Origin of the sequence: Mucilaginibacter phenanthrenivorans (assembly GCF_024721155.1) — a bacterium.
GTDB classification, from domain to species: Bacteria; Bacteroidota; Bacteroidia; order Sphingobacteriales; family Sphingobacteriaceae; genus Mucilaginibacter; species Mucilaginibacter phenanthrenivorans.
Window position 1 is genome coordinate 205,069 of the sequence record NZ_JAHVAP010000005.1, and the last position, 26,057, is coordinate 231,125.

Here is a 26,057-nt window from a genome sequence, read left to right on the forward strand (position 1 = left end):
CAGTCCCGGATTTTTTATTTAAAGTGGATTGGTTTTTTAATAGTAACAGACTATGGAAATACAGGAAAATTTCGTGAATAAGGTTGCACAAAGTGGTTTAGTTACATTAGATCCGGCAGCATTTTATCCCGAAGGCGAAAGGGTGGTGTACGATATAAAGGATAACCTTTTCATGGAACTGATATTAAAAGAAAAGGACTTCAGGGAATTTGTTAAAGGGCACGACTGGGCTCAATACCAGGATAAATACGTAGCTGTAACCTGCTCCGCCGATGCCATAGTGCCCGCCTGGGCCTATATGCTGCTGGCTAATCGCCTTGCACCATATGCCAGGGAGGTTGTTTTTGGTGATGCCGATGTGCTGGAAACGGTGCTTTTTGTAAAGGGCATTGCCAATATTGATCTTGAACAATACCGCGATCAGCGCATTGTGATAAAGGGCTGCGGCGATACTCCTGTGCCGGTTTCGGCCTATGTTGAATTAACAAAAAAGCTTACCCCGGTAGTAAAAAGCCTGATGTTTGGCGAACCATGCTCAACAGTGCCAATTTATAAAAAGAGAGATTAACACCAGTAATGGGTTTACTTGGTCCTTCAAACTTCGTAAACCCAATAGTAAACAAAATGTCATCTTCATATATACTAATTTACCTTCGATTTAGTTTATAGTCAGAGTCTTAAAGTAATCAATAAAAACAAATACCGTCAATTATCATTTAAGACTACAGGCCAATAACAAAATCAGAATGAATAAGTACCTCCTGGTAATTTCCCTTTTTATAGTTTTTAGTTTACCATTATTTAGCCAGGAGATCACCTACCTGGGCGAACCATCATTTAAGGCGGGCGAGGAATTAAGCTATAAATTAAAATACGGCTTTTTTACAGCAGCAGAAGCTGTTATAAAAGTTAGCGAAAGCGACAAAAAATTTGACAATCACCCGGCGTTTCACATTGTGGCCGACAGTAAAACTGCCGGCACCTTTGACATTTTCTATAAGGTGCGCAACCGTTATGAAACCTATGTTGACGAAAAAACACTTGAACCCTACTTTTACACCGAAAACCGTAAGGAATCAAACTACAGGCATACGGATAACGTAACCTTTGACCACAATACGGATAAGATAACAGCTGCGAAAGGTGTCTACCCAATGAAGGGCAAAACGTTCGACTTCCTGTCAGCGTATTACTTTGCCCGGAGTATTGATATTTCAAAGATCCATATCGGTGATAAATTTAACCTGCAGTATTTCCTGGAGGATGGGGTTCACAGTATGGAGATCACTTATGTAGGTAAGGAAAAGATGGATTGTTCGGTCGGGACGTTCAACTGTTTAAAATTTAACCCTACAATTATTCCCGGGCGTGTGTTTAGAAAAAGTAGTAAGCTATATTTGTGGATCACTGACGACAACAACAGAATCCCGGTAAAGGCCCACGTTGAATTGGTGGTAGGAAGCATAACAATGGATTTAACCGGAGCGAAGGGCTTAAAATTCCCCTTAAATCCCATAAAAAAATAAATATGATTGAGGTCGGCCATGTTTTAGTACATGAGGATGTAGTAAAGGAAAATTTTGTTTGCAATTTAAATAAGTGCAAGGGCGCCTGCTGCCTCGAAGGAGATTCGGGAGCACCGCTGAATGTTGATGAGCTTGACATCCTGGATGAGATCTATCCAAAAGTAAAACCCTTTATGAACGCCAAGGGGATTGCCACCGTTGAAAAAGTTGGCACATATGTTACAGATTTTGAGGGCGACTATACTACTCCATGCGTTGACGTAAACAAGGAGTGCGCATATGTAATATTTGAAAACGGCATCACCAAATGCGCCATTGAAAAAGCATATGAACATGGTGCTATTGAATGGAAGAAACCGATCAGCTGTCACCTGTACCCCATCCGTATAACAAAGTACCCCGAGTTTGACGTATTGAACTATGATCGTTGGAGCATTTGCAGTCCCGCCTGCTCATTTGGCGACGAATTAAAGGTCAGGGTTCATGAATTCCTGAAGGCGCCTCTCATCCGCAAGTACGGCGCCGAGTGGTACCAGGAATTAGAGGACCAGGTGGCGGGGATATAAGATTTGTTATTCTGATGAATGCACATCAATCCTCCAAATGTGCAACCACCTTTATGTCCTTCACTTCTAAAATCTGCTTCTCATACCCAAAAACGGTAACATTAATCATGGCCAGACCAAGCTCGGCAAGGGTGCTCACCATGTTGGGTAATACTATCTTAAAAAATGGATACAGCCAGGTAATGTACTTGTAATAAGGCAGCACATTTTTTAAGCCCTTTGTAGGGTGCATATACCCGGGGCGGAAATTGAAAACCTTTTTAAACGGCAGCTTCATCAAATCGTTTTCGGTTTTGCCTTTCACCCTGGCCCACATTACCCGGCCTTTTTCTGTGCTGTCGGTACCACCGCCGGATACATAACAGAAGACCATATCCGGGTTAAGCCCACTTAATGTTTCGGCAACGTGCATGGTTAGACTATAGGTTAGCTTATAATATTCCGGCTCCTTCATCCCAACAGACGAAACACCCAGGCAAAAATAACAGGCGTTATAACCGGAAAGTTGAGTTTCAATAGCGCTCAAATCGAAAAAATCAGCATGGATGATTTCCTTTAATTTGGGATGCACCACACCGCAAGGCTTCCTGTTAATCACCAAAACCGATTCCACATGCGGGCTCAGCAAACACTCATGCAATACCCCCTCGCCTACCATTCCTGTGGCTCCTGTAACAATTGCTCTTATTTTTTCCATTTTGCTATTATTTAAATTACCCCGCTTTATTTCTTATTCCTTGACTCTTGACTCTTGATTCCTGTCTCTTGACTCTCCCCTGCTACAAGCCTCCCCTCATTCCGGTTGTAAAATCCTTATTGATGGTAACCGGTAATCTCCCGGTTGGATTAATCTGCCGGGTTATCACTTTTACTGCCGACCGTTGCAGGGCATCCGTCATTTGGTAACAAGCCAGTAATGCGTTGCACTTTTCAATGCCGGGCAAATCGGCTATCGTATAGGCATTTGCAAAAACACTGATCACAGAATTATTTTGCGCCGCAAGATCGCCTATAAACCGCTTCACATCGCTGCTAAAATCAAGTTTGCTTGCTGGCCGTAAACGGGTATCATTGATGCTGATATAAACCTGGTTATACTCCTTAAGCGTTGCCAACAGATTCTTTAGTTCGGCCGGCGATGCTTTTTTTTCTACGTTGAAAAATTTGTTATAAACATAAAATTTGGCCAGCTCCTGCTGAAAAACGGTTGGTTGAACTACGCCAATGCTAACTATAGCCGTTTTTTGCAAGGGGGTCATCTGCAATGCTGCGACACTACCCTTTACCAGGGTTACAGCGGCATCGCTTAATTGCTGCACCAGCGCAGTGGCTGTCGGTCTGTTTAAGTCCTCTGTTAAATTGGTAATGTTGGTTTCCTCGTAATGATTTAGCCCGGCCCAGTATTTAGCCATAAGTACTTTTTTTACCCGGGCTTCAAATTCAGCCATCGAGATCCTGTCTTTGCGAATTGCCTTTTTTATTAGCTTAATTGCCAGTTTAGAATTTTCAGATAGCTCAATGATATCATTGCCGGCTAAAAAAGCCCTTACATCCGCCTCTCCTTTCGGGAAGTATTTAACCACAGCCTTCATTTCCATGGCATCCGATACCACCAGCCCCTTAAATCTCAACGAATCTTTAAGTACGCCGGTAACAATCGGTCTCGATAAAGTTGAAGGTAAATTTTTTGTCGTGTCCAGGGCCGGGATATCCATGTGGGCTACCATTATTCCGCTTATGCCGGCGTTGATCGCTTCGCGGAAAGGATATTCCTCCAGCGAGTCTAAACGAGCCCTTGTAAAGGGCAGCAAGGGCAGATCAAGGTGCGAATCGACATTGGTATCGCCATGGCCCGGAAAGTGCTTGGCGGTGGTTAAAATGCCCGCATCCTGCATCCCCTTAAAATAGGCTATCCCTTTCGCAGCAACGTTATGCTTGTCATCGCCAAACGAGCGGTAATTAATCACCGGGTTGTTGGGATTATTGTTAACATCCATGTCGGGTCCGAAATTCATCTGCATCCCAATCCGTTTAAAATCGTAGGCAACCTGCTGGCCCATTTTATAGATCAGGGTATTATCCTGTATGGCCCCGAGCGTCATCTGGAAGGGGTATGATATGGTTGAATCCAGCCGCATACCTACTCCCCACTCGCCATCCATGGCAATAAGCAGCGGAACCTTCGCCAGTTTCTGATAATTATTGATCAGCTGCGCCTGGCGCACCGGGCCGCCCTGGAAAAACACGAGCCCCCCCACCTGCTCGTCAACTATCACCTTTGCAACCGAGTCTTCGTAAGCTTGCCCAAGGTTGGTATGTGCCCGCACAAAAAATAGCTGGGCTATTCTTTTCTTGCGGTTCATCTTTTTAAAAACCGAATCGACCCAGTGATTTTGATGGTTTAATAGTTGTATATAGCTTTCCTTCTGAGCAAAAACGTTTAATGAAACAAGGCAACATATTGGTATTAGAACGCATTTTAAGCGTTGTATGGATAGAATCATAGTCAAATGTAAGCGTAAATCTTATTTGTTGTAACAGGCATTTTTTAAAGATGTTGTGATAAAAAAAACAAATGCGAATAAACCTTTGTATAATTTTTTACTCTATGAGTATAATTAAACAAAAACGAAATGAAAAAAATTCTCTCTTTTGCTATATGCCTGCTGGTAGCGGGTTCAGTAAGCGCACAAGGATATTACTATGGTCACCGGCGCCCGGTAAAGCGTTCAGCACCGCGTAGTTCGGCAAATGATTTTTATCGTACCCGGATAGGTATTGCAGGTGGTTTTAATTTTGCAGATGCCGTTGATGCCTATAACACAAACTATTCAACTGCCGGCATTACAGCGTTTCACGTTGGCCTTACCCTGGATATCCCGGTAGCCTATCCGATATCATTTGCCCCTGAAGTGTTATTTTCACAAAAAGGCTATTCAGCCCAAACCACCGATGGCAACTTTACACAACGCAGCAACTTTATCGATGTGCCGTTGCTGGCAAAATTCAGGTTATCGCCGTTTGTTAACTTCGTGATCGGCCCGCAATTTTCATTCCCTATCTCAACCACCAACACCTACGATAATGGATTTGATGTTACCGCCAAAGAGCATTACAGCACTACATCAGACAAAACAGTACTGGATGGCGTGATTGGCGTTGGCTTTGACTTGAATCCGAATGTGGAGTTACGGGCAAGGTACACCATCGACTTTCAGCAAACTGACGATAACGCTTATTACATACCGGGTTACCGTAACGAGGTATTCCAGCTTGGCATAGGCTTTAAGTTTCAATAACTCGCCATATTTTAAAAAAGCAGCCCGTTGATATGATCAGCGGGCTGCTTTTTTATACGCTTATTTTTAAAAATACTTAAATCTTATCAACTGGTTTAAGCCATCTTTTTATTCTTCTGCCAAGCTTTTTGTGCTTACGTTTTTTCTCGTCGATGTTAAAATTTTGTTTTAGTACCACCACGTCCGCACGCTTTTCAGGCAGCAAATATTGTGGATGAGTTATCTGGGTTATCTCGCCAAGCGGAATATTGGCGTATATGTTATTGTGGTCAAGTGTGTGGGTGGCATCATTTCCAAATCCAATATTGCTAATCAAATTTTCGTTAGGTATGATAGTTAGACCATTGTTAAAGAAATTCGCAAAATCAAGCTGATAATCCCAGGTGTCAATTTTACCGGCCTTAACCTCATCAAAAACATGTTTTAGGGAGCTTACTATAAAGGGATCATGGAAAATGCCAGTTAGTTTTTCTGCTATATCGTGGTTATATCGGTTTAAGGTTTTGTCATAATCTGCCCAAACACGCCTCCAACTGGCCCATCCCCAAACATGCGTAATGTTTGAAAAATAATAGCTGGCATCGCCCCACTTTTTGCCGGATTGCAGGTTACAGCCAGTAATATGCCTAACCCTTGTATCATTGCGATATTTTTCCAGCATGGCGTCGCAAAAGCTAAAAAAGCTGGGGGCCGGTAAACAATCATCCTCCAATATAATACCTTCGTGTTCGTTATCAAAAAACCAGTTAATTGCCGACGAAACGGCATCCTTACAGCCAAGGTTTTCACTCCGGAAAAGCGTTTTAACCTCGCATTCCCAGTCTACTCCCTCAATAATGGCCCTGGTTGATGCGCACAGCTCTGCTTCGCCAGGCCTGGAAGGGCGCGGCCCATCGGCAGCCACGTACAAACGTGCTGGTTTTGCCTCTTTTATTTTTTCAAAAACCTGTTTTGTGGTTCCCGGTCGGTTAAAAAGGATGAACAATACGGGTGATTTTGTATGAACGGAATGGAGAGTAACTTTCATATTACAAAGTTGTTGTAAAATATTACAAGTAATATCATTTAAAAAAATAATATTGCTCGTCGCGACATTGCAAAGTATCGTAGTTAAAGAATCCACCATAGCAATTTCTAAAACGGTAATACAATGCCAATACGATAGATTGTTACCGTACGCGACATTTTTTTTAAAAAACTTTGTAAACTAACTATTTTGGGGGAGCCGGGATTTACAAGGCAGCGTGTCTAAAGGCAGATACGATCCATTTTTTTATTTTTTTACTGAAGGCATTTTCTCTCTGCCGCCTTTCCTTTATCTTAAAATCCCGGTTTATTATATTGAGATCTGCCCGTTTTTCAGGCATTACAAATACAGGGTCGACTATCTCATCAATTTCCGATACGGGCAAATTTGCGTACAAATGATTGGTGCCGACGGTATGCGTAGCACCTTCGCCAAAACCAATGTTAGAGATCAAGTTTTCGTTGGGAATGATGACAAGCCCGTTATTAAAGAAATTTACAAAATCAAGCGGATAGGCCCAGGAGTTAATTTTACCCGCCTTTACAGCCTGAAATATTTCCAGCCAGGTTTGTACCACAATAGGATCGTCATAAATATTAAACAATCGGTCCCTTATTTCCTCATCGCTATATTTATTCAGATTTTTATCATACTCATCCCACGCTCGTTTCCAGCTGGCCCAACCCCATACATGGGTACGATTTGAAAAATAATAACTTGCTTCGCCCCACTTTTTCCCTTCCTGCAGGTTACAGCCGGCAATATGCCTCACCCGGGTATCGTTTCGGTACTTTTCTAACAGGGTATCACAAAATTTGAAAAAGCTGTTAGCTGGTAAGCAGTCATCCTCCAGTATAATACCTTCCTCTTCATTTTCAAAAAACCAGGTAATTGACGCCGAAACGCTGTCCCTGCAACCAAGATTTTTCTTGTTAAAACATGTCTTCACCTCACATTCCCAATCAACGCTCTCCAAAACCGACCTGCATTGTTTGCACAAATGCTTGTCATCCGGGCAGTGGGGGCGCGGGCCGTCGGATGCTATATACAAGCGGGCGGGTTTAGCTTTCCTAATTTCTTCAAATACCTTAAAGGTGGTTTCGGGCCGGTTGAATATTAAAAATAAAACAGCAGACTTTACCTGGTATGGAGCGGTGTCAGGAAGGTTCATATTATTAAATTTTTACTTTTGGAAACCCAAACATCAGCAGAATATTGTTCTGATATCGTAACAAACTGGATGCAAAGCGGTTTGAAAAAGAATTGTTACAATTTGAGCAACTTCAGACTGAGTGTTTTAAGTTTATTTAAAGCCATTTAATTTAAAATATGCATTTTTAAGCCATGCAAAGCAAAATAACGGGAGGAAATACTAGCTTATTGTTCACTGCAAGAATCTTAAACAAATACGATGTAAGGTATTACCGCTGCAACGATACCGGCTTTATCCAAACTGAAGAACCATACTGGCTGGAAGAAGCCTATTCCTCTGCTATAACAAAACTCGATGTTGGTTTGCCCTACCGCAATATCTTCTTATGCGCTGCTGTTAGCAAGCTATTGGTAAAATACTTTGATGCTGTAGGCACCTTTTTAGATTACGCGGGTGGATATGGGTTGTTTACCCGTTTGATGCGCGACAAGGGCTTCAACTTTTACAATACCGATAAATTTTGCCAAAACTTGTTTGCTGAATATTTCGATCTTAAAAATTTGCCTGTAAACACAACTTTTGAAGCTGTAACGGCCTTCGAAGTGTTTGAACATTTGCCAGATCCAATACCTGGAATAAAGGAAATAATGGCCTTTGCCGATAACTTGATCTTCAGCACTGAACTGCAACCCGAAAAAATTGAGACAGTTGATGACTGGGCTTATTTTGCAACGGAGACCGGCCAACATGTTGCTTTTTATAACGAAAAATCGCTTAAGGCTATAGCTGATCAGCTGGACTATAATTTTCATACAGATGGTAAGTTTTTGCACCTGTTTACCAAAACAAAATTTGACCATAATCCACTAGCGCCTGAAAAGGAAAGTTTCTTACTGCGAAAAGCCAGGAAATATATTAGAAACTCCGAACGAAAGGCAGGCATGCCCGACAGTTTATTAATGACCGACTGGCAAGCTATCAAGGATAAGATCAACGACAGATGAGATGCAGTAATCAAAGGTAGCAAGAGTCAGAAATTAAAGTACTGACAGTTACTCTCTACCTCTTGATCCCCCCGCTAATCTGCATTAAAAGTTTGCATGTCAATCAGCTTCCGATACAGTCCGTTGTTTTCAATCAATTGCTGGTGATTTCCCTGTTCAACAATCTGTCCATTTTCAAGCACTACGATAATATCAGCATTTTGTATGGTGCTTAGCCGGTGGGCTATAATTAACGAAGTACGGTTTTTCATGAGGTTATTCAGCGCGTCCTGCACCAGCTTCTCCGATTCCGTGTCTAATGCAGAAGTAGCCTCGTCAAGCAACATGATAGGCGGATTGTTCAATACCGCCCGCGCTATGCAAATCCGCTGTCTTTGCCCGCCCGATAATTTCGCGCCCCGGTCGCCAATATTGGTTTCGTAACTTTTCTCTGTTTCGATTATAAAATTATGGGCGTTTGCTATTTTAGCCGCAGCCACAACCTCTTCCATGGTAACATTGCTTTTACCAAAGGCTATGTTATTGAAGATGGAGTCATTAAACAATATCGATTCCTGGTTAACCACGCCCAATAATGACCTTAATGAATGGGCTGTCAAATCATTTATATTATTCCCGTCGATACATACTTCACCGGATTGTGGCTCTGTAAAGTGCGGGATAAGGTCGATCAGTGTAGATTTCCCCCCACCCGACGGGCCTACCAGCGCCACAGTTTTCCCTTTGGGAATGGTAAGATTGATGTTGGACAGTACATCCTTTCCATCGTAAGCAAACGATACATTTTTAAACTCAATGCTATCCTTAAATCCATCTATATCCTTTGCGCCAACCTTATCCTTTATAGCAGGTTTTTCATCAATAAGCGCAAGTACACGTTCGCCTGCGGCTATCCCCGAATGGATGTTGCTGAATGAATCGGACATTGCTTTGGCTGGTCGCATCAACTGCGAAAAAATGGCAATATACGCGATGAACTGTGCCCCGGTAAGGTCGGTTTTTTTATTGAGGATGAGATAGCCACCATAAAGCACGATACATGAGATCATGGTGATAGCGAGCGTTTCAGATACCGGCGAAGCTGACTGCTGGCGTTTAGCCATGGAACGCAATATTTTAGAATATCTAAAGTTTTCATCGTCAAAGCGCTTTTTGATAAAATCAGTCGCATTAAATGCTTTGATGATGCGCACCCCTTGCAGAGATTCGTCAAGATAGCTAATCATATTTCCATAAGTTTGCTGCGCCGATATGGCCTGGGCCTTTAAGCGTTTTACTATTTTAGAGATGATAAAAGCCGAAATAGGTACAACCAGTAACGACCCTAATGTTAGTTTTACAGAATAAGTAAAAAGTAATACCAGGAAAACTATCATGGTCGCCGGTTCTTTGAATATAACCTGCAAAGTAGCAGTAACCGAAAATTGTACAACCTGAACATCTGAGGCGATTTTTGAAATGATGTCGCCTTTCCGATTATTATTGAAATATCCAAGATGCATGTCCATAATGTTGTTAAAAACGGAGCGACGCAGGTTCAATAAGGTATGCACACGCAGGTTCTCCATGGTACGCGCCGCAAGGTAACGGAACAAGTTACCTATAACCATGGTGAGAACAATAATTGAACAGGTGTACTTCAATGCCCCCCATCGCCCCTCAATTCTAATGAAATAATCCATATAAAACTTAAACCAGCCTGAGATGTCCAGGAAGAATGTAGGTTTTTGAACCGCGGCGGCGGCAGCGGCTTTACAGGTATTGTCAATAAAAAGCGTATTGAGCAACGGCACCAACAACGGATATATCATTGAGCTGAAAATCACATACAGTAATGTAAATATGATGTACGGGATAGCAAACTTCTCAATTGGTTTGGCAAAGGACAGTAGCCGGAAATATGTCTTCATTAAAAGAATATATAAAAGTGCAAATCTAACAGTTATTAATTAATTACTATATAACCTGTTTATTTGCTTTATTAAACACCAAAAAAGCAACGCCGTTACAAACCATTCAAAATAATTACACTGGCCTGTCAGGTTTCAGCGAGCTTTTGATATTTTTGTTTTCTTGCCTGTGTCTAATAAATATGCTTAAAAAGTTATTCTCTTCAATCGGATCATTCGGACTTAAGTTAACAAAGCAGCCCGGCATTAGGGCGGCTTTGGCCGATACTTATACACTGAGTTTGTGCTGTATTATAAAGGACGAAAACGATTACCTTGAGGAATGGATAAATTATCACCTTAAAACAGGCGTAGAACATTTTTATATTTACGATAACAGCAGCAAAGTCCCGGTTTATGATACCTTAAAAAAACTGAACCTGCTACAATACGCCACAGTCACCCGCATTCGTGGCAAGGCCAAACAGGTTAGGGCGTACAATAAGTGCCTGAAAAAGTATGGCAAAACATCACAATGGATCGGCTTTATTGATACCGATGAGTTTATGGTGCCCAAAACCACCAGCGGTAACCTGGTTGAATTTTTAAAAGATTACCAGGATTATGGCGGGCTGGGTATTAACTGGCTGGTATTCGGATCAAACGGGCACATTAAAAAAACAAACCGACCTCAGCTGGAAAGTTTTACCTTACGCTCCGACGAAACATTTAGTGTTAACAGCCATATCAAAAACATTGTTCAACCGCGCTTTACCAAAGAAGCATTAGGTGCGCATAGTTTTGCATACAAAGACGGTAAGTTTTGCGTGAATGAAAATTTCGTGCGTATAGACGGGTCATTCTCAGAAGTCAGCGTAAATAAGATCCAGTTAAACCACTACTATTGCCGCTCGAAGGAGGAATATGATGCGAAGGTAAAAAGAGGTTATGGCGATACGAGCAAAAAAAGGAAGGTTGACGAGTTTTATTATCACGATAAGGACGCTAATAAAGTAGAAGACACCACTATCCTGCAACTCTTTCAAGGGCAATAAATACTTATTTATTGCAGTAATAACGGCGATACTGCCTGCCAAACACTGTCCACGCTAATATTGCCTATGCAAGGGTAAGGCTCATCCTCCGCTACCTTATAGATACAGTTCCAATTACAGTAATAACAATCCATTTTTTGATAAACACAGACGGGCCGGCTTTCAAAATATTCAGGGTATGGCGAAAACCGTTCAAAATGCCCCCCACCCATTACACAAACCGATTGGGTTTTGACCGCAACGGCAATATGAATAGCGCTGGTTTCATTAGCTATTAACAAGGCAGCATTACCGATAAGCTCAATCATTTCAGGCAATGTAGTCTTGCCTGTTAAATCAATAACTCTTTTAGTGGCTATTTCATCCTTTAAATGGTCTGCAAATATTATGGTAGATGGGCCACCTTCCAAATAAAGGGTATGTGATGTGTGCTTCAAAATGAGCTTTATGAGTTCAAGAAACTTCTCGGCTTCCCAGCATCGCTTCAGAATGCCGGCGCTTGGCACTATTACAATTCCTTGTCTTACCTCACTTGATACTGTAATTATGTTGGTTGCATTTATCGAAAGGCTTTGTTGTAACACGCTTTCAAAAAAGAACTTCGAACGCTCAAATTCAAAATAAGCGTTTTCAGGAAGCAATAGGCGGCTTGTATAGAATGTGTCTGTTTTAGTTTTGTATCGTTCGGCTATGCTTTCATTATCGCTTTCAAAACCTATAATTTGCTTTGCGGCTGTAAGTCCGGCCAGCCCGTCGTTAATAAATGTGCGGGTGTAGGTGGGCTGCAGGGTTACTTCGTAATTATTTGCAAACAGTTGCCAGCCCAACTTTAAAGTTTGCAGGGGGGCATCGTATAATAAATTGGCTTTGATAAATATAAATTCATCAACGTAAGCCTTGTCGTATTTTAAGGCAATATCTCTCCATAACACATTTCCGAGTACATCAATCTTATAACCTTTGTAAGTTTCTGACAGCTTCGTGAGCTCAATAAAATTGCGGAACAGGATATAGTCGCCGATGGCATCCGTTTTAATAATCAACAACCTTTTTTGAGGCTTCCGAAACCTGGCAAAAAACCGGAACAGCAATGGAAGCTTCAGCAGGATGAAACGCGTTAACCTGAATAAATTCCTGTTTTTAATAAGCATAAAAAACGAGTTTATGTTTATTTATTTTGTATGAACCGTTTAAACATTCCCCAAAAGCCAATGCTGCGGTTTAAATAGCGGTAGTAACTTTTACGCTTTAAATACTTTTTAAACAGCAAATCCCTGTCCTTTTCGAAAACAGGATCTTTGGTGTAGGACGAAAAACCACCCTCCGGAAAACTGGCCACCAGGTAATCAACATGCTGAAACCTAAACTGCGGATCGTGCCATGTGCGCAGATTTAAGTGGTAATCGGCGTATACCTTATATTGCAGATCGTATTGGTATTTTTCAAAAACTGCCTTCGGATAAAAAATAGCCTGGTGGCAGATATTTAATTTGGTTAGATAATAATCGTCATAAACCTTAAAAAATGGCTTGCCATAAAATATCACATTGCCATAGTATACGGTATTCGGATCTTTTAATACCGAAAGCATTTTGGTAAAATCATTCATCAACAAATCATCGGCACCCAAAAAAACAACCCATTGCCCTTTAAAATATTGAAGCGACTTATTCATGGCGTCGTAAATGCCGTTATCCGGCTCACTTATCCAAAAGTCAATGACGGCTTCATTTTCCTTTAAAATATTAAGGGTGCTATCTGTGCTGCCGCCGTCAATCACTACAAATTCGATATTATCATTCTTATGGATGACAATACTTTCCAATAACTGCGGCAATGTTTGGGCAGCATTATACGTTACCGTCACAACCGAGACCAATGGCTGTTTATTATTTGTATTTTTCCTTATTCCGCCTTGTTGCATGTATTTAACTTGTTGAAACTGATTTAGCGCTTAACCCGGCTAATCAAAATTCATAAAATGCCTTTTGGTTTTTACGCCCCAAATTCGGCCAAAGATATAGTTAAGCTTACTGAGGCTGCTTTTTTTGCGAATAAAAAAAATGGTGTTCCGATATTTATAAAGCAACCTGCTTAGTGCAAACGACACATGATTATTAAGCCGCTTGGTGTATGCCTGATATATTGCAGATACCAGCGCCTGTCGTTTGTTGTTTTTAAATGCCGCACAATAGCCCAGCCATTTATATTCGCGCTCAATTTTCTGGATCGAATCGAACCGGTAAGCGTTTTTCTCCCGCTTTATCTTTAAAATATTGGTGTCGCTTTTATTGTGCTGACGATATTTAACCAGGCACTGCGGAATGAAATCTATCTTGCCGATATTAGTGGCTACATAAGCCAGCCACCAGTCATGAAAAAACTCCTTCTTTAATGGTAGGGCATCCTGCAGTAATTCCCTTCTCATTAAAACAGCGTGGCCCGACACGCAGTTGAAAAACAAAAAAGCCTCCGGATCATCGCCCCGGTACAAGTTCATCAGGTCCGACATTTTTCTATCCATGCTGCTGCCATCCTCATGCACGAATTCTGAATCGTGGTAAATCAGCAAACTATCGCCAATCGCCTCAACCTGCAAGGCTATTTTATCCAGCATCCAAACATCATCCTGGTCGCAGAGGGCTATCAACCCACCATTGCACAGGCTTACCGCCCGTTCAAAGTTCCCGGTAAAGCCTAAATTATTATCGTTCCTGTGGATCTTAAATTGCGGGTACTTATCGGCGTAGGCTGTTAAAATGCTATAGGTTTCATCGGTAGAACAATCATCAACAACAATAATTTCAATTGATTTATAGGTTTGCCCGATGAGCGAATCAAGCTGTTCGGCAAGGTATTTAGCACCGTTATAGGTACACAATGCTATCGAAACCAAAGGCGTTTGTTCCATTTATTTTTATATCAACCTGTTCAGGACTTAAAACGAACGATCTTCTTATTTTTTACTGAGCCCTTAATATTATTCACTACATTAAAAATGGTTTTATGACTCTCATTATCATCCATCAGCTTTTTTATTTTCAAGCGATATTCATTTATAAGCTTCCGGTTCTTAAATAACTCACGGTAACTTTTCCAGATCCAGGTTTGCCCGATTATTAACTTTGGCAGCAAATCAACAATAGTGATCTGAAAGTACCAGGCAAAACGGGCCAACCCGTCAAAATGGAGCGCGTGCATATAAAACCGGTTGCGAAAATAAACGCTTTTAACCCACTGCGGCGTTTTATATTGTTTTGTACTTGCCGATAGCAAATGCCTGCAAACAGCATTGTGCTCATAATAACATTTCCAGTTCAGTTTCCAGGCGCGCAGGCCCAGTTCATTATCCTCGCAGTAAAATGGCGAAAAAATTTCATAAAAGCCACCTATCTGCTTAAGCTTTGCTGCATCAATTAATGCATTTGCTCCCGAAAGATAGAACGTAAACAAACGGTCATTTTCATTATTGGTGTAATAAAAATAATCTGTCTTCAGTTTTAGTCCATTAAATTTAGGCATCCGGGCGGCGTCCTGGATATGGTCGCCGTCCATATCGATAATGCGGCCCATTACGCCGAAGGTGTCCCAGCGTAAAAAATATTTCCATTGATGCTCGAAATAATCTTCGGTAAGTTTTACGTCTGAGTTCAAAAGCATTATCAAATCATATTGCGATGCGGCTATACCTAAATTACAGGCATGCGAAAATCCTTTATTTTCAGGTGCTGCAACCAAGATTAGCTCCGGATAATGTGACCCGATAAAGGCAACGGAATCATCCGTTGAACAATCGTCAACAATAATAACCTCGTAAACAGTACCGGCCTTTTTAATAGCGGCTAAAGTAAAGGGTAAGTATTGCTCTAAGAGTTGCCTGCCGTTATAGTTAGGAATAATGATGGAAACGCTTTTTTTAATGTCCATTAGCGCCGATAAATTATTTAAAATTCCTCATAAAAAATGAAAGCGGGGTTATCTTCATTAAAATTTAAGTGCGACAAATATAACTTTCTATTGCAAACATGTTACCAGGCAAAATTTATCAAAATAAACAAAGCCGTTTACCATAATTTTACCCATCCGACTGTTGAAATACATTATATATTTGTTACTTTATTCAAACTCAGGCGCCGTAGCGACACCGGAAAAAGAGGAAACTATGCAAAACACCATCAACAACATTAAACCGGACTCGGCTGATTTTCGATCAGTTGCCCGCGCGTTAACAATTGTTGAAAATGATCTGCAGGGCGCTGATGAACTCTTAAAAAATCTAAAATTCATAAAAGATGCCCCTGTTATAGGCATTACCGGGCCGCCGGGTGCGGGTAAAAGCACACTGGTAAATTCGCTGATAAGCGGGCTACTGAGCAAAAGCAATAAAGTAGCCGTCCTGGCCATCGACCCAACTTCACCGTTTAATTTCGGCTCATTATTGGGCGACAGGATCCGGATGGCACCCCATTTTAATCACCCGGATGTTTTTATCCGCTCATTAGCCACCCGCGGTTCATTGGGGGGCCTGTCGGCAAAAGCGATAGAAATGACGGACGTTTTGCGGGCTGCCGGATTTGACTATATATTGATAGAGACCGTAGGCGTTGGACAGTCAGAGATCGAAATTGCCGGCCTTGCTGATATTACCCTACTTGTTTTGGTGCCGGAAAGCGGGGACGAGATCCAAAACATTAAATCGGGTCTGATGGAAATTGCTGACGCCTTTATAGTAAATAAAGCCGACAGGGCAGATGCCGATCTTTTTGTAAACAACCTGAAAAAGATCCAGCTTAAAGAGGAAAAACTACCGGTTTTTAAAACCGTAGCTTCGAAAAATAAAGGAATAGAAGAAGTGATCAACTTTATCCGGTCAAGATCCAAAACAAAAAATTCGCGCAGGGAACTGCTACTGGCCGAAAAAGCATACAGTATAATTCGTCAAAAACGGATGGCCAATGTAGACAAAAAAAAGCTTCAGCAGGATATTGCCAAAGCATTAAATAAACCGGGGTTTAACTTGTATGATTTTTTGGACAAGTGGTGAGTAATAAATTGACAGTAAACATGGAATTGACGATCCCGCTCACTATTCAAAACTCAGCTATTCATAATCTCTTCAATATGCTCCGCCTCAACAGGGATATCTTCCATCAAGTCGATATTACCATTCGCGGTTATCAATACGTCGTTTTCTATTCGTATCCCCAATCCCTCTTCTGCTATATAAATACCCGGTTCGCAGGTTAAAATATTTCCCACCTCAAATGCTTTATAGCGGCTGGCAAAATCATGCACGTCTAATCCAAGGTGGTGCGATGTGCCATGCATAAAATATTTTTTGTACAAAGGCATTTTCGGGTCCTGTTTTGCCACATCGTGTTTATCCAGCAGACCCAGGCCTATTAATTCATCGGTCATTATTTTGCCCACCTCGTCCTGGTATTCATTTAATACTGCCCCGGCAACTATCATCTTTGTGGCGGCACGCATTACCCGCAACACTGCATCGTAAACGTTGCGCTGCCGTTTAGTGAAACGCCTGCTAACAGGTATCGAGCGACTCATGTCTGCATTATAATTGGCGTATTCAGCTCCAAAATCAAATAACACCACATCTCCATCCTTGCAAACCTGGTTATTGTCTATATAATGCAGCACTATTGCATTTTTCCCGGAAGCTATGATAGGGCTGTAGGCATGCCCGGTAGCACGCTGCCTTAAAAATTCATGTGTTATTTCTGCTTCTATCTCATATTCAGTAATACCGGGCTTAACAAACTTAAGTACCCGTACAAAGGCATCCCTTGTAATTTCACATGCCTTTTTTGTAAGATCAATTTCTATCGGCGATTTAACAACGCGCAAATCACGCATAATAAGCGCCGACCGTTCATATTTATGTAAAGGATATTTTGTACGTAGCGTGTCCAACAGCCTGATGTCGCGGTACGGTACGGTGTGGCTATACCTGTCGTTTTCGTTTGTATTTATATATATATGCTCGGCGTAATTAATAATCGTATGCAGAATAGCGTCAAAGTCATTCAACCAATAGATATTATCTATTCCTGAAGCTGTCCTTGCTTCCTCTTTGGTATACTTATGGCCCTCCCAAATTGCGATATGTTCATTGGTTTGTCTTAAAAACAGTACTTCTCTGTATAGTGGATTAGGACAGTCGGGGTATAGTATTAGTACACTCTGTTCCTGATCGATGCCTGTTAAGTAAAAAAAATCAGGGTTTTGTTTGTAAATAAAGGTTTGGTCGCCATTCCTCGGAAATTCATCATTTGCATTAAAAATGGCTATAGAACAGGGCTTTAATCGTGAAACGAAATTTTTTCTATTATAGGTAAACACCTCATTATTAACAGGTAGATATTTCATTTTTTACCCTTTATTAATTTTTTTAAAACAATTTTTTTTATTTATTTGTATAATAATTACAAAATTTGGAACAATGTTTGGTTACAAATTCAAACATAATTACTATTTTTGAAAAAAATCACAATTAAAATCGTTTAATCTTAAAACTATGAACTATTCTACATTAAAGAAAACAGTCGTCTTATCATTTGTTTCCTTGATGGCAGTTGGTGTTGCTTCAGCGCAAGACACAGCCAAAATGAAAACAATGAAAATGTCTGACACTGCTACTACTGCCAAGGTATTTGGTGGTTTAGGTCAGTACAACACATTAAGTTTAGGTATCAATGCAGGCGTTACATCTGGTCTTGTTCCATTCATGTCAAATGCTTCTAACCACACTAAACTTTCATTGGGTTATGGTGCCACATTGAGAGATCAACTATCGCACTTTTTTAGCTTGCAATTAGATTATTATGGTGGTAAAGTAAAGGGTGAAAGCCAGGCTGATGGCTCGGCTACAGCTACCAAATTCGGTTATTCAAGTTACGAAACTTCTTTCAATCAATTCTCATTGAGCGGAGTTGTTAACTTTGGTAGCGTAAGCTTCCTGCACCGTGCAAATGCTGTTAACTTTTACGGTTCAGCCGGTGTTGGTTTGGATTTGTACAAACCAAAATTAGTTGATGGTGCAGCAACTGGTTACACCAACACAGTAAAAGAATTAGCCGCACCAGTTGGTGTTGGTGTTAAATTCAAACTTTCTGACGCGTTAGCATTGAATGTTGGCTACACTGTTACCTTTATACAAGGTTACAACTTTACCGGATATAAAACTTACAGTGATGCTATCGATCGTTCAACAATGAGCCATTACTCTTATACTTATGGTGGTTTAGAGTACACTTTCGGTCCGAAATCAAAACCGAACTTAGAGTGGGTGAACCCAATTGCAATGATGTATGACGAATTGTACGATGCTGCATTACGCCAGGAAGTTGAAGCTTTAAAAGGCCGCGTAACAAATGTTGAAACTGCTGTTAACGACCTGAAAAAAGATTCTGATGGTGACGGCGTTGCTGATCAATTTGACAAATGCCCTAACACTCCTGCTGGTAGCGTTGTTGACGGTTCTGGTTGCCCAATTGTATTCCCTAAACCGGATACTACTGCTAAGACTGCCGCTGTTGTAGCTACTCCATACTCAAACATCCAGTTTGAATTTGATAGCTCAGTGTTAAAAACATCTTCATACCCAGTATTAGATGCTACATCTGCTGATTTACGTGCAAGCTCAAGCTCAGTTACTTTAAATGGTTATGCTTCATCTGAAGGTACTGCTGCTCACAACTTACGTTTATCAAAAGACCGTGCTAACTCTGTAAAAACTTACTTAGTTAACTCAGGTGTTGATGCAAAACGTGTTAAGGTTAAAGGATTTGGTGAAACTCATCCAATAGCTGACAATTCAACTGAAGAAGGACGTGTTGCAAACCGTCGCGTTGAATTCAAAAAATAATTTTAATTAAATTATTATAATAAAAGGCTTCCCGGATTGGGAAGCCTTTTTGTTTGCTTAAAAAGCAGAAAGCAGGGCGCTTAAAACCGAAATGCTTCATTTACTTTCGGACCTCGTAGCTATATTGATGTTGCCTTTTTAGCTTTTTCTTTACCTTGTCCATTTGGCTTTACGCTTTTAGCCTTCGTCTTTAAGCTTTATTACCTTTCGCCTTCTTGCTTTCACCTTTAACCTTTCCTATATTTGTTTATGTATTTTTTCAGGAAAAAGGATCCCAACAGGCCAACCAGCTTTAACCTTAAGGTGATGCACACCATAAACGCAATTTGCATAATTATGTTCTTGTTAGCTGTTATCTGGATAGTGGTTAAAATATATATCCTGAAGAAATAAACAACAATTCGCTGGCCACTCAATATAGCTTGACCTTTACATTACCTTTAAAAAAAAATGAAAACTATAATTAATACCGATAATGCTCCTGCCCCAATTGGCCCATATAACCAGGCTGTGTCAGCTGGTGGTTTTGTATTTCTTTCAGGACAGATTGCGCTGAATCCATCAACCGGGCAACTGGTAACAGATGATATTAAAACCGAAACAAAACAGGTAATGGATAATATCAGCGCAATTTTGACCGAAGCCGGAGTTGATTTCGGCAGCATTGTTAAAACCAGCATCTTTTTAACCGATATGCAAAACTTCGCCCAGGTTAATGAAGTATACGGAACCTATTTTAAGAATGAGTTCCCGGCCCGCGAAACGGTACAGGTTGCTGGATTGCCAAAAGGTGTTAATGTAGAGATAACCGTTACGGCTATTAAAGGCTAAATAAATCACTAACTCACCAATTTACTAATTGAGTACCCAGGTATTTGAAACCCCGATTGAATATTTAAAAGGCGTGGGCACTCACCGCGCAGAACTTTTGAAGAAAGAGCTGCAAGTATTCAATTTTGGCGATCTGCTGAGTTACTTTCCTTACAAATACATCGATCGTACCCGGTTTTACAAAATAAGGGACATCCAGGCCGATCTGCCTTATGTGCAGGTTCTGGCACGCTTAACCCATAAAGAATTTGTTGGCGAAAAACGCACCAGCCGCCTTGTAGCGCAGGCCCAGGACGATACAGGGATAATTGAATTAGTATGGTTTCAGAGTATAAAATGGGTGGAGAAGAACATCATCCCCGGCAAAGTTTATGTACTGTTTGGCAAACCAACCTTCTTCAACGGGAAGCCGCAAATGGCACACCCCGAAATGGAGCTGTACAACACAGAAATACAGCAGCGTAAGGGGAACTTAACACTCCAACCAGCCTATAATTCAACCGAAAAGTTAAAACAATTTTCGTTGGATAGTAAAGGCATTTTGAAGCTGGTTTCCGCATTGTTGGAACAGCATTTAAAGGACGTTCATGAAAACCTGCCTTTATACCTTATCAACCGTTTTAAATTAACAGACCGCGCGGAGGCTTATAAAGACATCCATTTTCCTGAAGATGCGGCTAAGCTTAATGAAGCACAACATCGCTTGAAATTTGAGGAATTGTTTTTTTTACAGCTTAAGCTGTTAAAGAACAAACTACATCACAGTCAGAAATTTAAAGGTAATATTTTCGAAAGTGTTGGCGCTACGTTTAATGAATTCTATCACAAAAAATTACCATTCCCTTTAACCAATGCACAAAAACGTGTTTTAAAAGAGATAAGGCAGGACACCCAGCGCGGTGTACAAATGAACCGCCTTTTGCAGGGTGACGTAGGAAGCGGTAAAACAGTTGTGGCCCTCATGAGTATGTTGATTGCAATTGATAACGGCTTCCAAACCTGCATAATGGCCCCTACCGAAATTTTGGCCAATCAACATTACCAAACTATAAAGGAACTGGTGGGTGATGATTTTATAGAGGTGGGTTTATTAACCGGATCAACCAAACAAAAGGAACGAAAAGTGTTACATGAGCGCCTGGAGAGCGGCGAGTTAAAGATCCTGATCGGCACCCATGCCCTTATTGAAGATAAGGTGCAATACAAAAACCTGGGCTTTGTAGTAATTGATGAGCAGCACCGCTTCGGCGTGGAGCAGCGGGCTAAGCTTTGGCGCAAAAACAGCATTCCACCACACATCCTGGTAATGACGGCCACCCCTATTCCGCGTACGCTTGCCATGACCTTGTACGGCGATCTGGATATTTCGGTAATTGACGAACTACCCGCCGGGCGTAAGCCCATTCAAACTGTACATTTTTATGAAACCCAGCGACTCAGGATGTTTGGCTTTATGAAGCAGGAAATCGCAAAGGGCAGGCAGGTATATATTGTATACCCGCTGATCCAGGAAAGCGAAAAGCTTGACCTCAAAAACCTGATGGATGGCATTGAGATTATGGCGCATGAATTTCCGCTGCCAGCGTACAGGATAAGCATCGTACATGGAAAACTAAAAGCTGCTGAAAAACAGTTTGAAATGAACCGGTTTATTAAAGGCGAAACGCAAATAATGGTAGCTACAACCGTAATTGAAGTAGGCGTAAACATCCCTAATGCATCTGTAATGATCATTGAAAATGCTGAGCGTTTTGGTCTTTCGCAATTGCACCAGTTAAGAGGCCGCGTTGGTCGTGGGGCTGAGCAATCTTTCTGTATCTTGATGAGCAGCCAAAAGTTGAGCCACGACGGCAAAATAAGGCTAAATACCATGGTTAAAACTAACAACGGCTTTGAAATTGCCGAAACCGATCTGCAATTGCGTGGTCCTGGAAATATTGAAGGAACCCAACAAAGCGGCGTGCTTGATTTAAAGGTAGCTAACCTGGTAACCGACCAGGAACTTTTGATACAAGTACGCAAATGCGTGGAAGGCATTTTTGAAAAGGATCCACAATTGGCATTGCCTGAAAATCAAATCCTGCATCAATCCTCTAAATCGAAAAAGGATGGGTTGAGCTGGGATAAGATTTCGTAACTCCTTTCTTAATTTGTCCCCATAACCCATAAAATAAATATCCTGCTGTATAATTGTTTATTGCTTAATTCGTATTTTTGTTTTATGACTACTTTAACCGTAAATATTGATAACGAAAAAGATTTGCCCGTAATAAGGGAAATCTTAACACGGTTCGGGCTGAACTATAAAATAGATCAAAGTGCAGAATTAAATAAAGAAGAAAAAAAGCTACTAACCAAACTCAAAAAATCATTTAAGGAGATTAATGATTGGGAGAAGGGAAAAGTCAATCTTCAAAATGCAAAGGAAGCCATCGCTGAAATAGAAATCGAACTTAATAATGGCATTTGATGTTATTTTAACTTCCGGCTTTAAAAAGGAATTAAAAAACATTGCCAAAAAGCATAGAAGTATATTAGCAGATGTAACGTCATTGATCGAAAAACTCGCCGAAAATCCCATTCAAGGGGATGATTTAGGTAAAAATATTTATAAAATCCGTTTGGCCATTAGTGGTTCATCAAAAGGAAAATCTGGTGGTGCGAGAGTGATTACCTACATTAAAATCGTCGCCGAAAAAGTTATCCTGGCAGAAATATATTTAAAAAGCGAATATGATACAGTAGAAGTAAACGCTGTGTTAAAAAGGCTTGCAGATCAAGAGTATATTTGACAAATAGAAGACGTCACTCTTACCACATTTCCTATATTACTGCATAACTGACAATAATGAAAATAAAACTCACCCTCCTATCATCTCTTATTTTAGTAAGCGGCCTGGTAAAGGCGCAGGACTCGCTAATGATCCGCAATATCTACGACGAAGAATTGGTTAATGGCCAATGTTATAGCAACCTGCATTACTTATGTAAAAATATCGGCCAGCGGATAAGCGGCTCAGAAAATGCTCAAAAGGCTATTGAATGGGGTAAAAAACTAATGGAGGGCTATGGGTTTGATAAAGTATTCCTGCAACCGGTAATGGTACCACATTGGGTGCGCGGCGCTAAGGAAGAGGGTGCAATAATTAAAGGCGATCAAAGGATCAGCGTACATATAGCAGCCCTCGGCATGTCGGTAGCCACACCAAAAAATGGCATCACAGCGCCGGTAATAGAAGTTCAAAGCTTGAAGGAACTTGAAACTCTTGGCAAGGACGCTATACAGGGGAAAATAGTATTCTTCAACCGTCCGTTCGACCCTAAATTTATCGAAACTTTATATGCATATGGCACTGCAGGCGATCAGCGTTTTGCAGGACCTGCCGCCGCCGCAAAATTTGGTGCGGTAGGTGTTATTGTAAGATCGTTAACAGAAAGCCTGGACTATTATCCACACACTGGCGCTACACTTTATGTAAAAGATGGCGTAAATATTCCGGCGGCAGCTATTTCAACAATCGAGGCCAACAAGTTGAGTACAATGCTTAAAATGCGGTCGTTACCTGCTGTTAAGTTTTACTTTAAACAAAACTGCCAGACGCTGCCCGATGCACCATCGTTTAACGTTGTTGCCGAAATGAAGGGATCAGAAAATCCCAATAAATTCATCACTGTGGGTGGTCACCTGGATTCATGGGACCTGGCCGAAGGTGCTCATGACGATGGTACCGGCATAGTACAATCTGTTGAAGCTTTGCGCCTTCTGAAGGTGATGGGTTATAAACCTAAAAATTCTATCAGGGCCGTATTCTTTATAAACGAGGAAAATGGAGATCGCGGGGGCGAAAAATACGCCGAGCTTGCTAACGATAATAAAGAGGAGCATATCGCGGCTATTGAATCAGATCTTGGAGGCTTTACTCCACGGGGTTTTACATTTGAAGGCGTATCGCCAGCGCTGTTAAAAAGCATCAATACCAATTGGGGGCCCTTACTTGCCCCTTACGGTTCGGGTGTTTTAGCAGCCGGCGGAGGCGGCAGTGATATTGGCCCGCTGAAAGCAAAATCGAAAAATGTGGTATTAATTGGTTACTTACCAGATTCACAGCGTTATTTTGATGTACACCATACGCCGAACGATGTTTTTGAAAATGTAAACAAACGTGAATTGGAGTTGGGGGCCGCTTCAATGGCATCATTGATCTATTTGATAGATACGCATGGGTTAAATTAAACCATATAATTTACTCTGTAATTTCTGTGTCAGATTTGTGAAGTTTTGAAAACTTCGCAAATCTGATTTTTTATTATTGTAATTTTACCGCATCACAAACAAAAAACAATTAGTGTCAGCAGACGGCGATAGTATACCCAAAACAGATTCATTTGCAGCCTTGCGCTATAAGGATTTCCGTTCGTACCTCGGGATGCGGTTTTTCTTCACCTTCGCCTACCAGATGCAGGCCGTAATAATTGGTTTTTACATTTATCAAATAACACAAAGTGCTTTTGCGTTGGGCTTGGTAGGCTTGTGCGAAGCGGTTCCTGCCATAGGCATCGCCTTGTATGGAGGTTACGTTGCCGATAAATCGGAAAAGCGTAAAATGTTGCTTACCATCTCGGGGCTGGTGCTTTTTGCTTCGGTAGTAATGTTTGTGGTTACCATGAAAAGCATGGAGCCGCATATCCATAAAGGATGGATAGTTCCCATAATTTATTTCATGATATTTTTAAATGGTTTAGCCCGCGCCTTCTATGGGCCGGCAACCTTCACCATTTATGCCCATAGCATTCCAAAAGAGCTTTACCCTAACGGCAGCACCTGGAGCAGTTCCAGCTGGCAAATTGCCTCCATTCTTGGTCCAGCAGCAGGTGGTTTGATCTATGGATTTTATGGTATAACTGCTGCGTTTAGTGTCATCCTGGTTTTCCTGCTGCTATCCATCGTACTTATTTACTTATTAAGAACCTATCCCCCTGTATTTATCCCCAAGGAAAACATATGGGACAGCCTCAAAGAGGGAATTTCATTTGTATTTAAAAGCAAAATGCTGATCTGGGCCATGAGCCTCGATCTGTTTTCCGTATTCTTCGGCGGGGCTGTAGCTTTACTACCCGTTTTTGCAAAGGATATCCTGAAGGTTGGTTCTGAAGGATTGGGGATCATGCGTGCAACGTCATCATTGGGCGCCGTTTTAACTATGCTGGCGATGGCCCGCTTCTCGCCCATGGGAAAACCATGGCGTAACCTGCTGATAGCCGTTACCGGTTTTGGCTTATCAATTATTTGCTTCGGTCTTTCGCGGAGCTTTTACCTCTCCCTTATTTTCTTATTTACCGAAGGGGCGTTCGACAGCATCAGCGTTATTATCCGCGGTACCATTATGCAGCTCCTTACACCTGATCATATGCGCGGCAGGGTATCAGCCGTTAATTCCATGTTCATTGGCTCGTCAAACGAGATCGGCGCATTTGAATCCGGAACGGCGGCAAAATTGCTGGGGACCGTTACCTCGGTTATTTTTGGCGGAACCATGACGATAGCTATTGTAACCATCACGTTCCTGAAAACCAAAAAACTGATTCCGTTGTCGCTAAACGAAATTCAGACCCCCGAGGCTGTTGCTTCTGAATAACTTCCTGCTCTACAAATTATTTCGTGGAGTATTAACTGCGTTAGTTAACATAACCTTTATACAAAAAGATCGTAAAAGGATGAAACTGTTTGATGTAGAATGTTATAGCCACTGCGTTGTTTATTTGCCCTTATAATCACACAATTTCCTTGTAGAATATTATTAATGCTAAGTCTGAACCTGGAA

At 41.3% G+C, this 26,057-nt stretch carries 25 protein-coding genes; 15 read left to right on the top strand and 10 right to left on the bottom strand.

Features of this window, described 5'->3' with window-relative positions; translation table 11 throughout:
- Window positions 1-52 precede the first annotated feature (52 nt).
- From KXD93_RS13080 to KXD93_RS13090, 3 genes are all read left to right on the top strand, one after another.
- A complete protein-coding gene (locus KXD93_RS13080; RefSeq protein WP_258137561.1) occupies window positions 53-568 on the top strand; it encodes a DUF2480 family protein in 516 nt (171 codons plus the stop codon).
- Between the two features lie 178 nt (window positions 569-746).
- On the top strand, window positions 747-1,526 hold the full coding sequence (locus KXD93_RS13085; RefSeq protein ID WP_258137562.1) for a DUF3108 domain-containing protein: 780 nt from the start codon (window positions 747-749) through the stop codon (window positions 1,524-1,526).
- A 2-nt stretch (window positions 1,527-1,528) separates the two neighbouring features.
- Window positions 1,529-2,092, top strand: a complete 564-nt coding sequence (locus tag KXD93_RS13090; protein WP_258137563.1) for a DUF3109 family protein — start codon at window positions 1,529-1,531, stop codon at window positions 2,090-2,092.
- A gap of 25 nt (window positions 2,093-2,117) precedes the next feature.
- Here the strand turns inward: KXD93_RS13090 and KXD93_RS13095 are convergent, their stop codons facing one another.
- Window positions 2,118-2,789: an NAD-dependent epimerase/dehydratase family protein gene (locus tag KXD93_RS13095; RefSeq protein ID WP_258137564.1), complete on the bottom strand. Its 672-nt coding sequence runs from the start codon at window positions 2,787-2,789 to the stop codon at window positions 2,118-2,120.
- Between the two features lie 82 nt (window positions 2,790-2,871).
- Entirely contained in the window at window positions 2,872-4,455 is a 1,584-nt protein-coding gene (locus KXD93_RS13100) for a glycoside hydrolase family 3 protein (protein ID WP_258137565.1), read from the bottom strand.
- Window positions 4,456-4,725: 270 nt separating this feature from the next.
- Here KXD93_RS13100 and KXD93_RS13105 point away from each other — a divergent pair, with 270 nt between their 5' ends.
- Window positions 4,726-5,391, top strand: coding sequence for a porin family protein (locus KXD93_RS13105; RefSeq protein ID WP_258137566.1), 666 nt, complete (start codon window positions 4,726-4,728; stop codon window positions 5,389-5,391).
- A 76-nt stretch (window positions 5,392-5,467) separates the two neighbouring features.
- On the opposite strand, the gene KXD93_RS13110 is transcribed toward KXD93_RS13105, so the two are convergent.
- Window positions 5,468-6,418, bottom strand: coding sequence for a nucleotide-diphospho-sugar transferase (locus KXD93_RS13110; RefSeq protein WP_258137567.1), 951 nt, complete (start codon window positions 6,416-6,418; stop codon window positions 5,468-5,470).
- A 205-nt stretch (window positions 6,419-6,623) separates the two neighbouring features.
- The gene (locus KXD93_RS13115) at window positions 6,624-7,589 is read right to left on the bottom strand and encodes a nucleotide-diphospho-sugar transferase (RefSeq protein WP_258137568.1); all 966 of its coding nucleotides are present in this window, start codon (window positions 7,587-7,589) and stop codon (window positions 6,624-6,626) included.
- A 173-nt stretch (window positions 7,590-7,762) separates the two neighbouring features.
- Between KXD93_RS13115 and KXD93_RS13120 the strand changes: the two genes are divergently transcribed.
- Window positions 7,763-8,575 carry a methyltransferase domain-containing protein gene (locus KXD93_RS13120; protein WP_258137569.1) on the top strand — a complete coding sequence of 271 codons (813 nt, stop codon included), beginning with the start codon at window positions 7,763-7,765 and terminating at the stop codon, window positions 8,573-8,575.
- 74 nt (window positions 8,576-8,649) lie between these two features.
- Here the strand turns inward: KXD93_RS13120 and KXD93_RS13125 are convergent, their stop codons facing one another.
- Entirely contained in the window at window positions 8,650-10,485 is a 1,836-nt protein-coding gene (locus KXD93_RS13125; RefSeq protein WP_258137570.1) for an ABC transporter ATP-binding protein, read from the bottom strand.
- Between the two features lie 182 nt (window positions 10,486-10,667).
- Between KXD93_RS13125 and KXD93_RS13130 the strand changes: the two genes are divergently transcribed.
- Window positions 10,668-11,519 carry a glycosyltransferase family 2 protein gene (locus KXD93_RS13130; protein WP_258137571.1) on the top strand — a complete coding sequence of 284 codons (852 nt, stop codon included), beginning with the start codon at window positions 10,668-10,670 and terminating at the stop codon, window positions 11,517-11,519.
- An 8-nt stretch (window positions 11,520-11,527) separates the two neighbouring features.
- Here KXD93_RS13130 and KXD93_RS13135 read toward each other — a convergent pair whose 3' ends face one another.
- The 4 genes from KXD93_RS13135 to KXD93_RS13150 are packed head-to-tail and all read right to left on the bottom strand — an operon-like array spanning window position 11,528 to window position 15,446.
- On the bottom strand, window positions 11,528-12,670 hold the full coding sequence (locus KXD93_RS13135) for a glycosyltransferase family 9 protein (RefSeq protein ID WP_258137572.1): 1,143 nt from the start codon (window positions 12,668-12,670) through the stop codon (window positions 11,528-11,530).
- A 17-nt stretch (window positions 12,671-12,687) separates the two neighbouring features.
- Entirely contained in the window at window positions 12,688-13,443 is a 756-nt protein-coding gene (locus tag KXD93_RS13140; protein WP_258137573.1) for a glycosyltransferase family 2 protein, read from the bottom strand.
- A 39-nt stretch (window positions 13,444-13,482) separates the two neighbouring features.
- Window positions 13,483-14,430 (bottom strand): glycosyltransferase family 2 protein, encoded by a 948-nt coding sequence (locus KXD93_RS13145; protein WP_258137574.1) that lies wholly within the window; start codon window positions 14,428-14,430, stop codon window positions 13,483-13,485.
- A gap of 20 nt (window positions 14,431-14,450) precedes the next feature.
- Window positions 14,451-15,446 carry a glycosyltransferase family 2 protein gene (locus KXD93_RS13150; protein WP_258137575.1) on the bottom strand — a complete coding sequence of 332 codons (996 nt, stop codon included), beginning with the start codon at window positions 15,444-15,446 and terminating at the stop codon, window positions 14,451-14,453.
- A 163-nt stretch (window positions 15,447-15,609) separates the two neighbouring features.
- Here KXD93_RS13150 and meaB point away from each other — a divergent pair, with 163 nt between their 5' ends.
- The gene (gene meaB / locus KXD93_RS13155) at window positions 15,610-16,563 is read left to right on the top strand and encodes a methylmalonyl Co-A mutase-associated GTPase MeaB (RefSeq protein ID WP_258137576.1); all 954 of its coding nucleotides are present in this window, start codon (window positions 15,610-15,612) and stop codon (window positions 16,561-16,563) included.
- Window positions 16,564-16,616: 53 nt separating this feature from the next.
- Here the strand turns inward: meaB and KXD93_RS13160 are convergent, their stop codons facing one another.
- Entirely contained in the window at window positions 16,617-17,906 is a 1,290-nt protein-coding gene (locus KXD93_RS13160; protein WP_258137577.1) for an aminopeptidase P N-terminal domain-containing protein, read from the bottom strand.
- A gap of 148 nt (window positions 17,907-18,054) precedes the next feature.
- Between KXD93_RS13160 and KXD93_RS13165 the strand changes: the two genes are divergently transcribed.
- The 8 genes from KXD93_RS13165 to KXD93_RS13195 all read left to right on the top strand — a co-directional run bounded on the left by KXD93_RS13165 (window position 18,055) and on the right by KXD93_RS13195 (window position 25,871).
- Window positions 18,055-19,404, top strand: coding sequence for an OmpA family protein (locus KXD93_RS13165; protein ID WP_258137578.1), 1,350 nt, complete (start codon window positions 18,055-18,057; stop codon window positions 19,402-19,404).
- A gap of 249 nt (window positions 19,405-19,653) precedes the next feature.
- On the top strand, window positions 19,654-19,797 hold the full coding sequence (locus KXD93_RS30555; protein WP_308726289.1) for a DUF6728 family protein: 144 nt from the start codon (window positions 19,654-19,656) through the stop codon (window positions 19,795-19,797).
- A gap of 57 nt (window positions 19,798-19,854) precedes the next feature.
- A complete protein-coding gene (locus KXD93_RS13170) occupies window positions 19,855-20,235 on the top strand; it encodes a RidA family protein (protein ID WP_258137579.1) in 381 nt (126 codons plus the stop codon).
- A gap of 28 nt (window positions 20,236-20,263) precedes the next feature.
- Entirely contained in the window at window positions 20,264-22,372 is a 2,109-nt protein-coding gene (recG, locus tag KXD93_RS13175; protein ID WP_258137580.1) for an ATP-dependent DNA helicase RecG, read from the top strand.
- Between the two features lie 84 nt (window positions 22,373-22,456).
- Window positions 22,457-22,705, top strand: coding sequence for a hypothetical protein (locus KXD93_RS13180; RefSeq protein WP_258137581.1), 249 nt, complete (start codon window positions 22,457-22,459; stop codon window positions 22,703-22,705).
- Window positions 22,695-23,027: a type II toxin-antitoxin system RelE family toxin gene (locus KXD93_RS13185; RefSeq protein ID WP_258137582.1), complete on the top strand. Its 333-nt coding sequence runs from the start codon at window positions 22,695-22,697 to the stop codon at window positions 23,025-23,027. Before KXD93_RS13180 ends, KXD93_RS13185 begins: the two co-directional genes overlap by 11 nt.
- Before the next feature lie 56 nt (window positions 23,028-23,083).
- Window positions 23,084-24,469: a M20/M25/M40 family metallo-hydrolase gene (locus KXD93_RS13190; protein ID WP_258137583.1), complete on the top strand. Its 1,386-nt coding sequence runs from the start codon at window positions 23,084-23,086 to the stop codon at window positions 24,467-24,469.
- A gap of 112 nt (window positions 24,470-24,581) precedes the next feature.
- Window positions 24,582-25,871: an MFS transporter gene (locus KXD93_RS13195; RefSeq protein WP_258137584.1), complete on the top strand. Its 1,290-nt coding sequence runs from the start codon at window positions 24,582-24,584 to the stop codon at window positions 25,869-25,871.
- The last annotated feature ends 186 nt before the right edge of the window (window positions 25,872-26,057 follow it).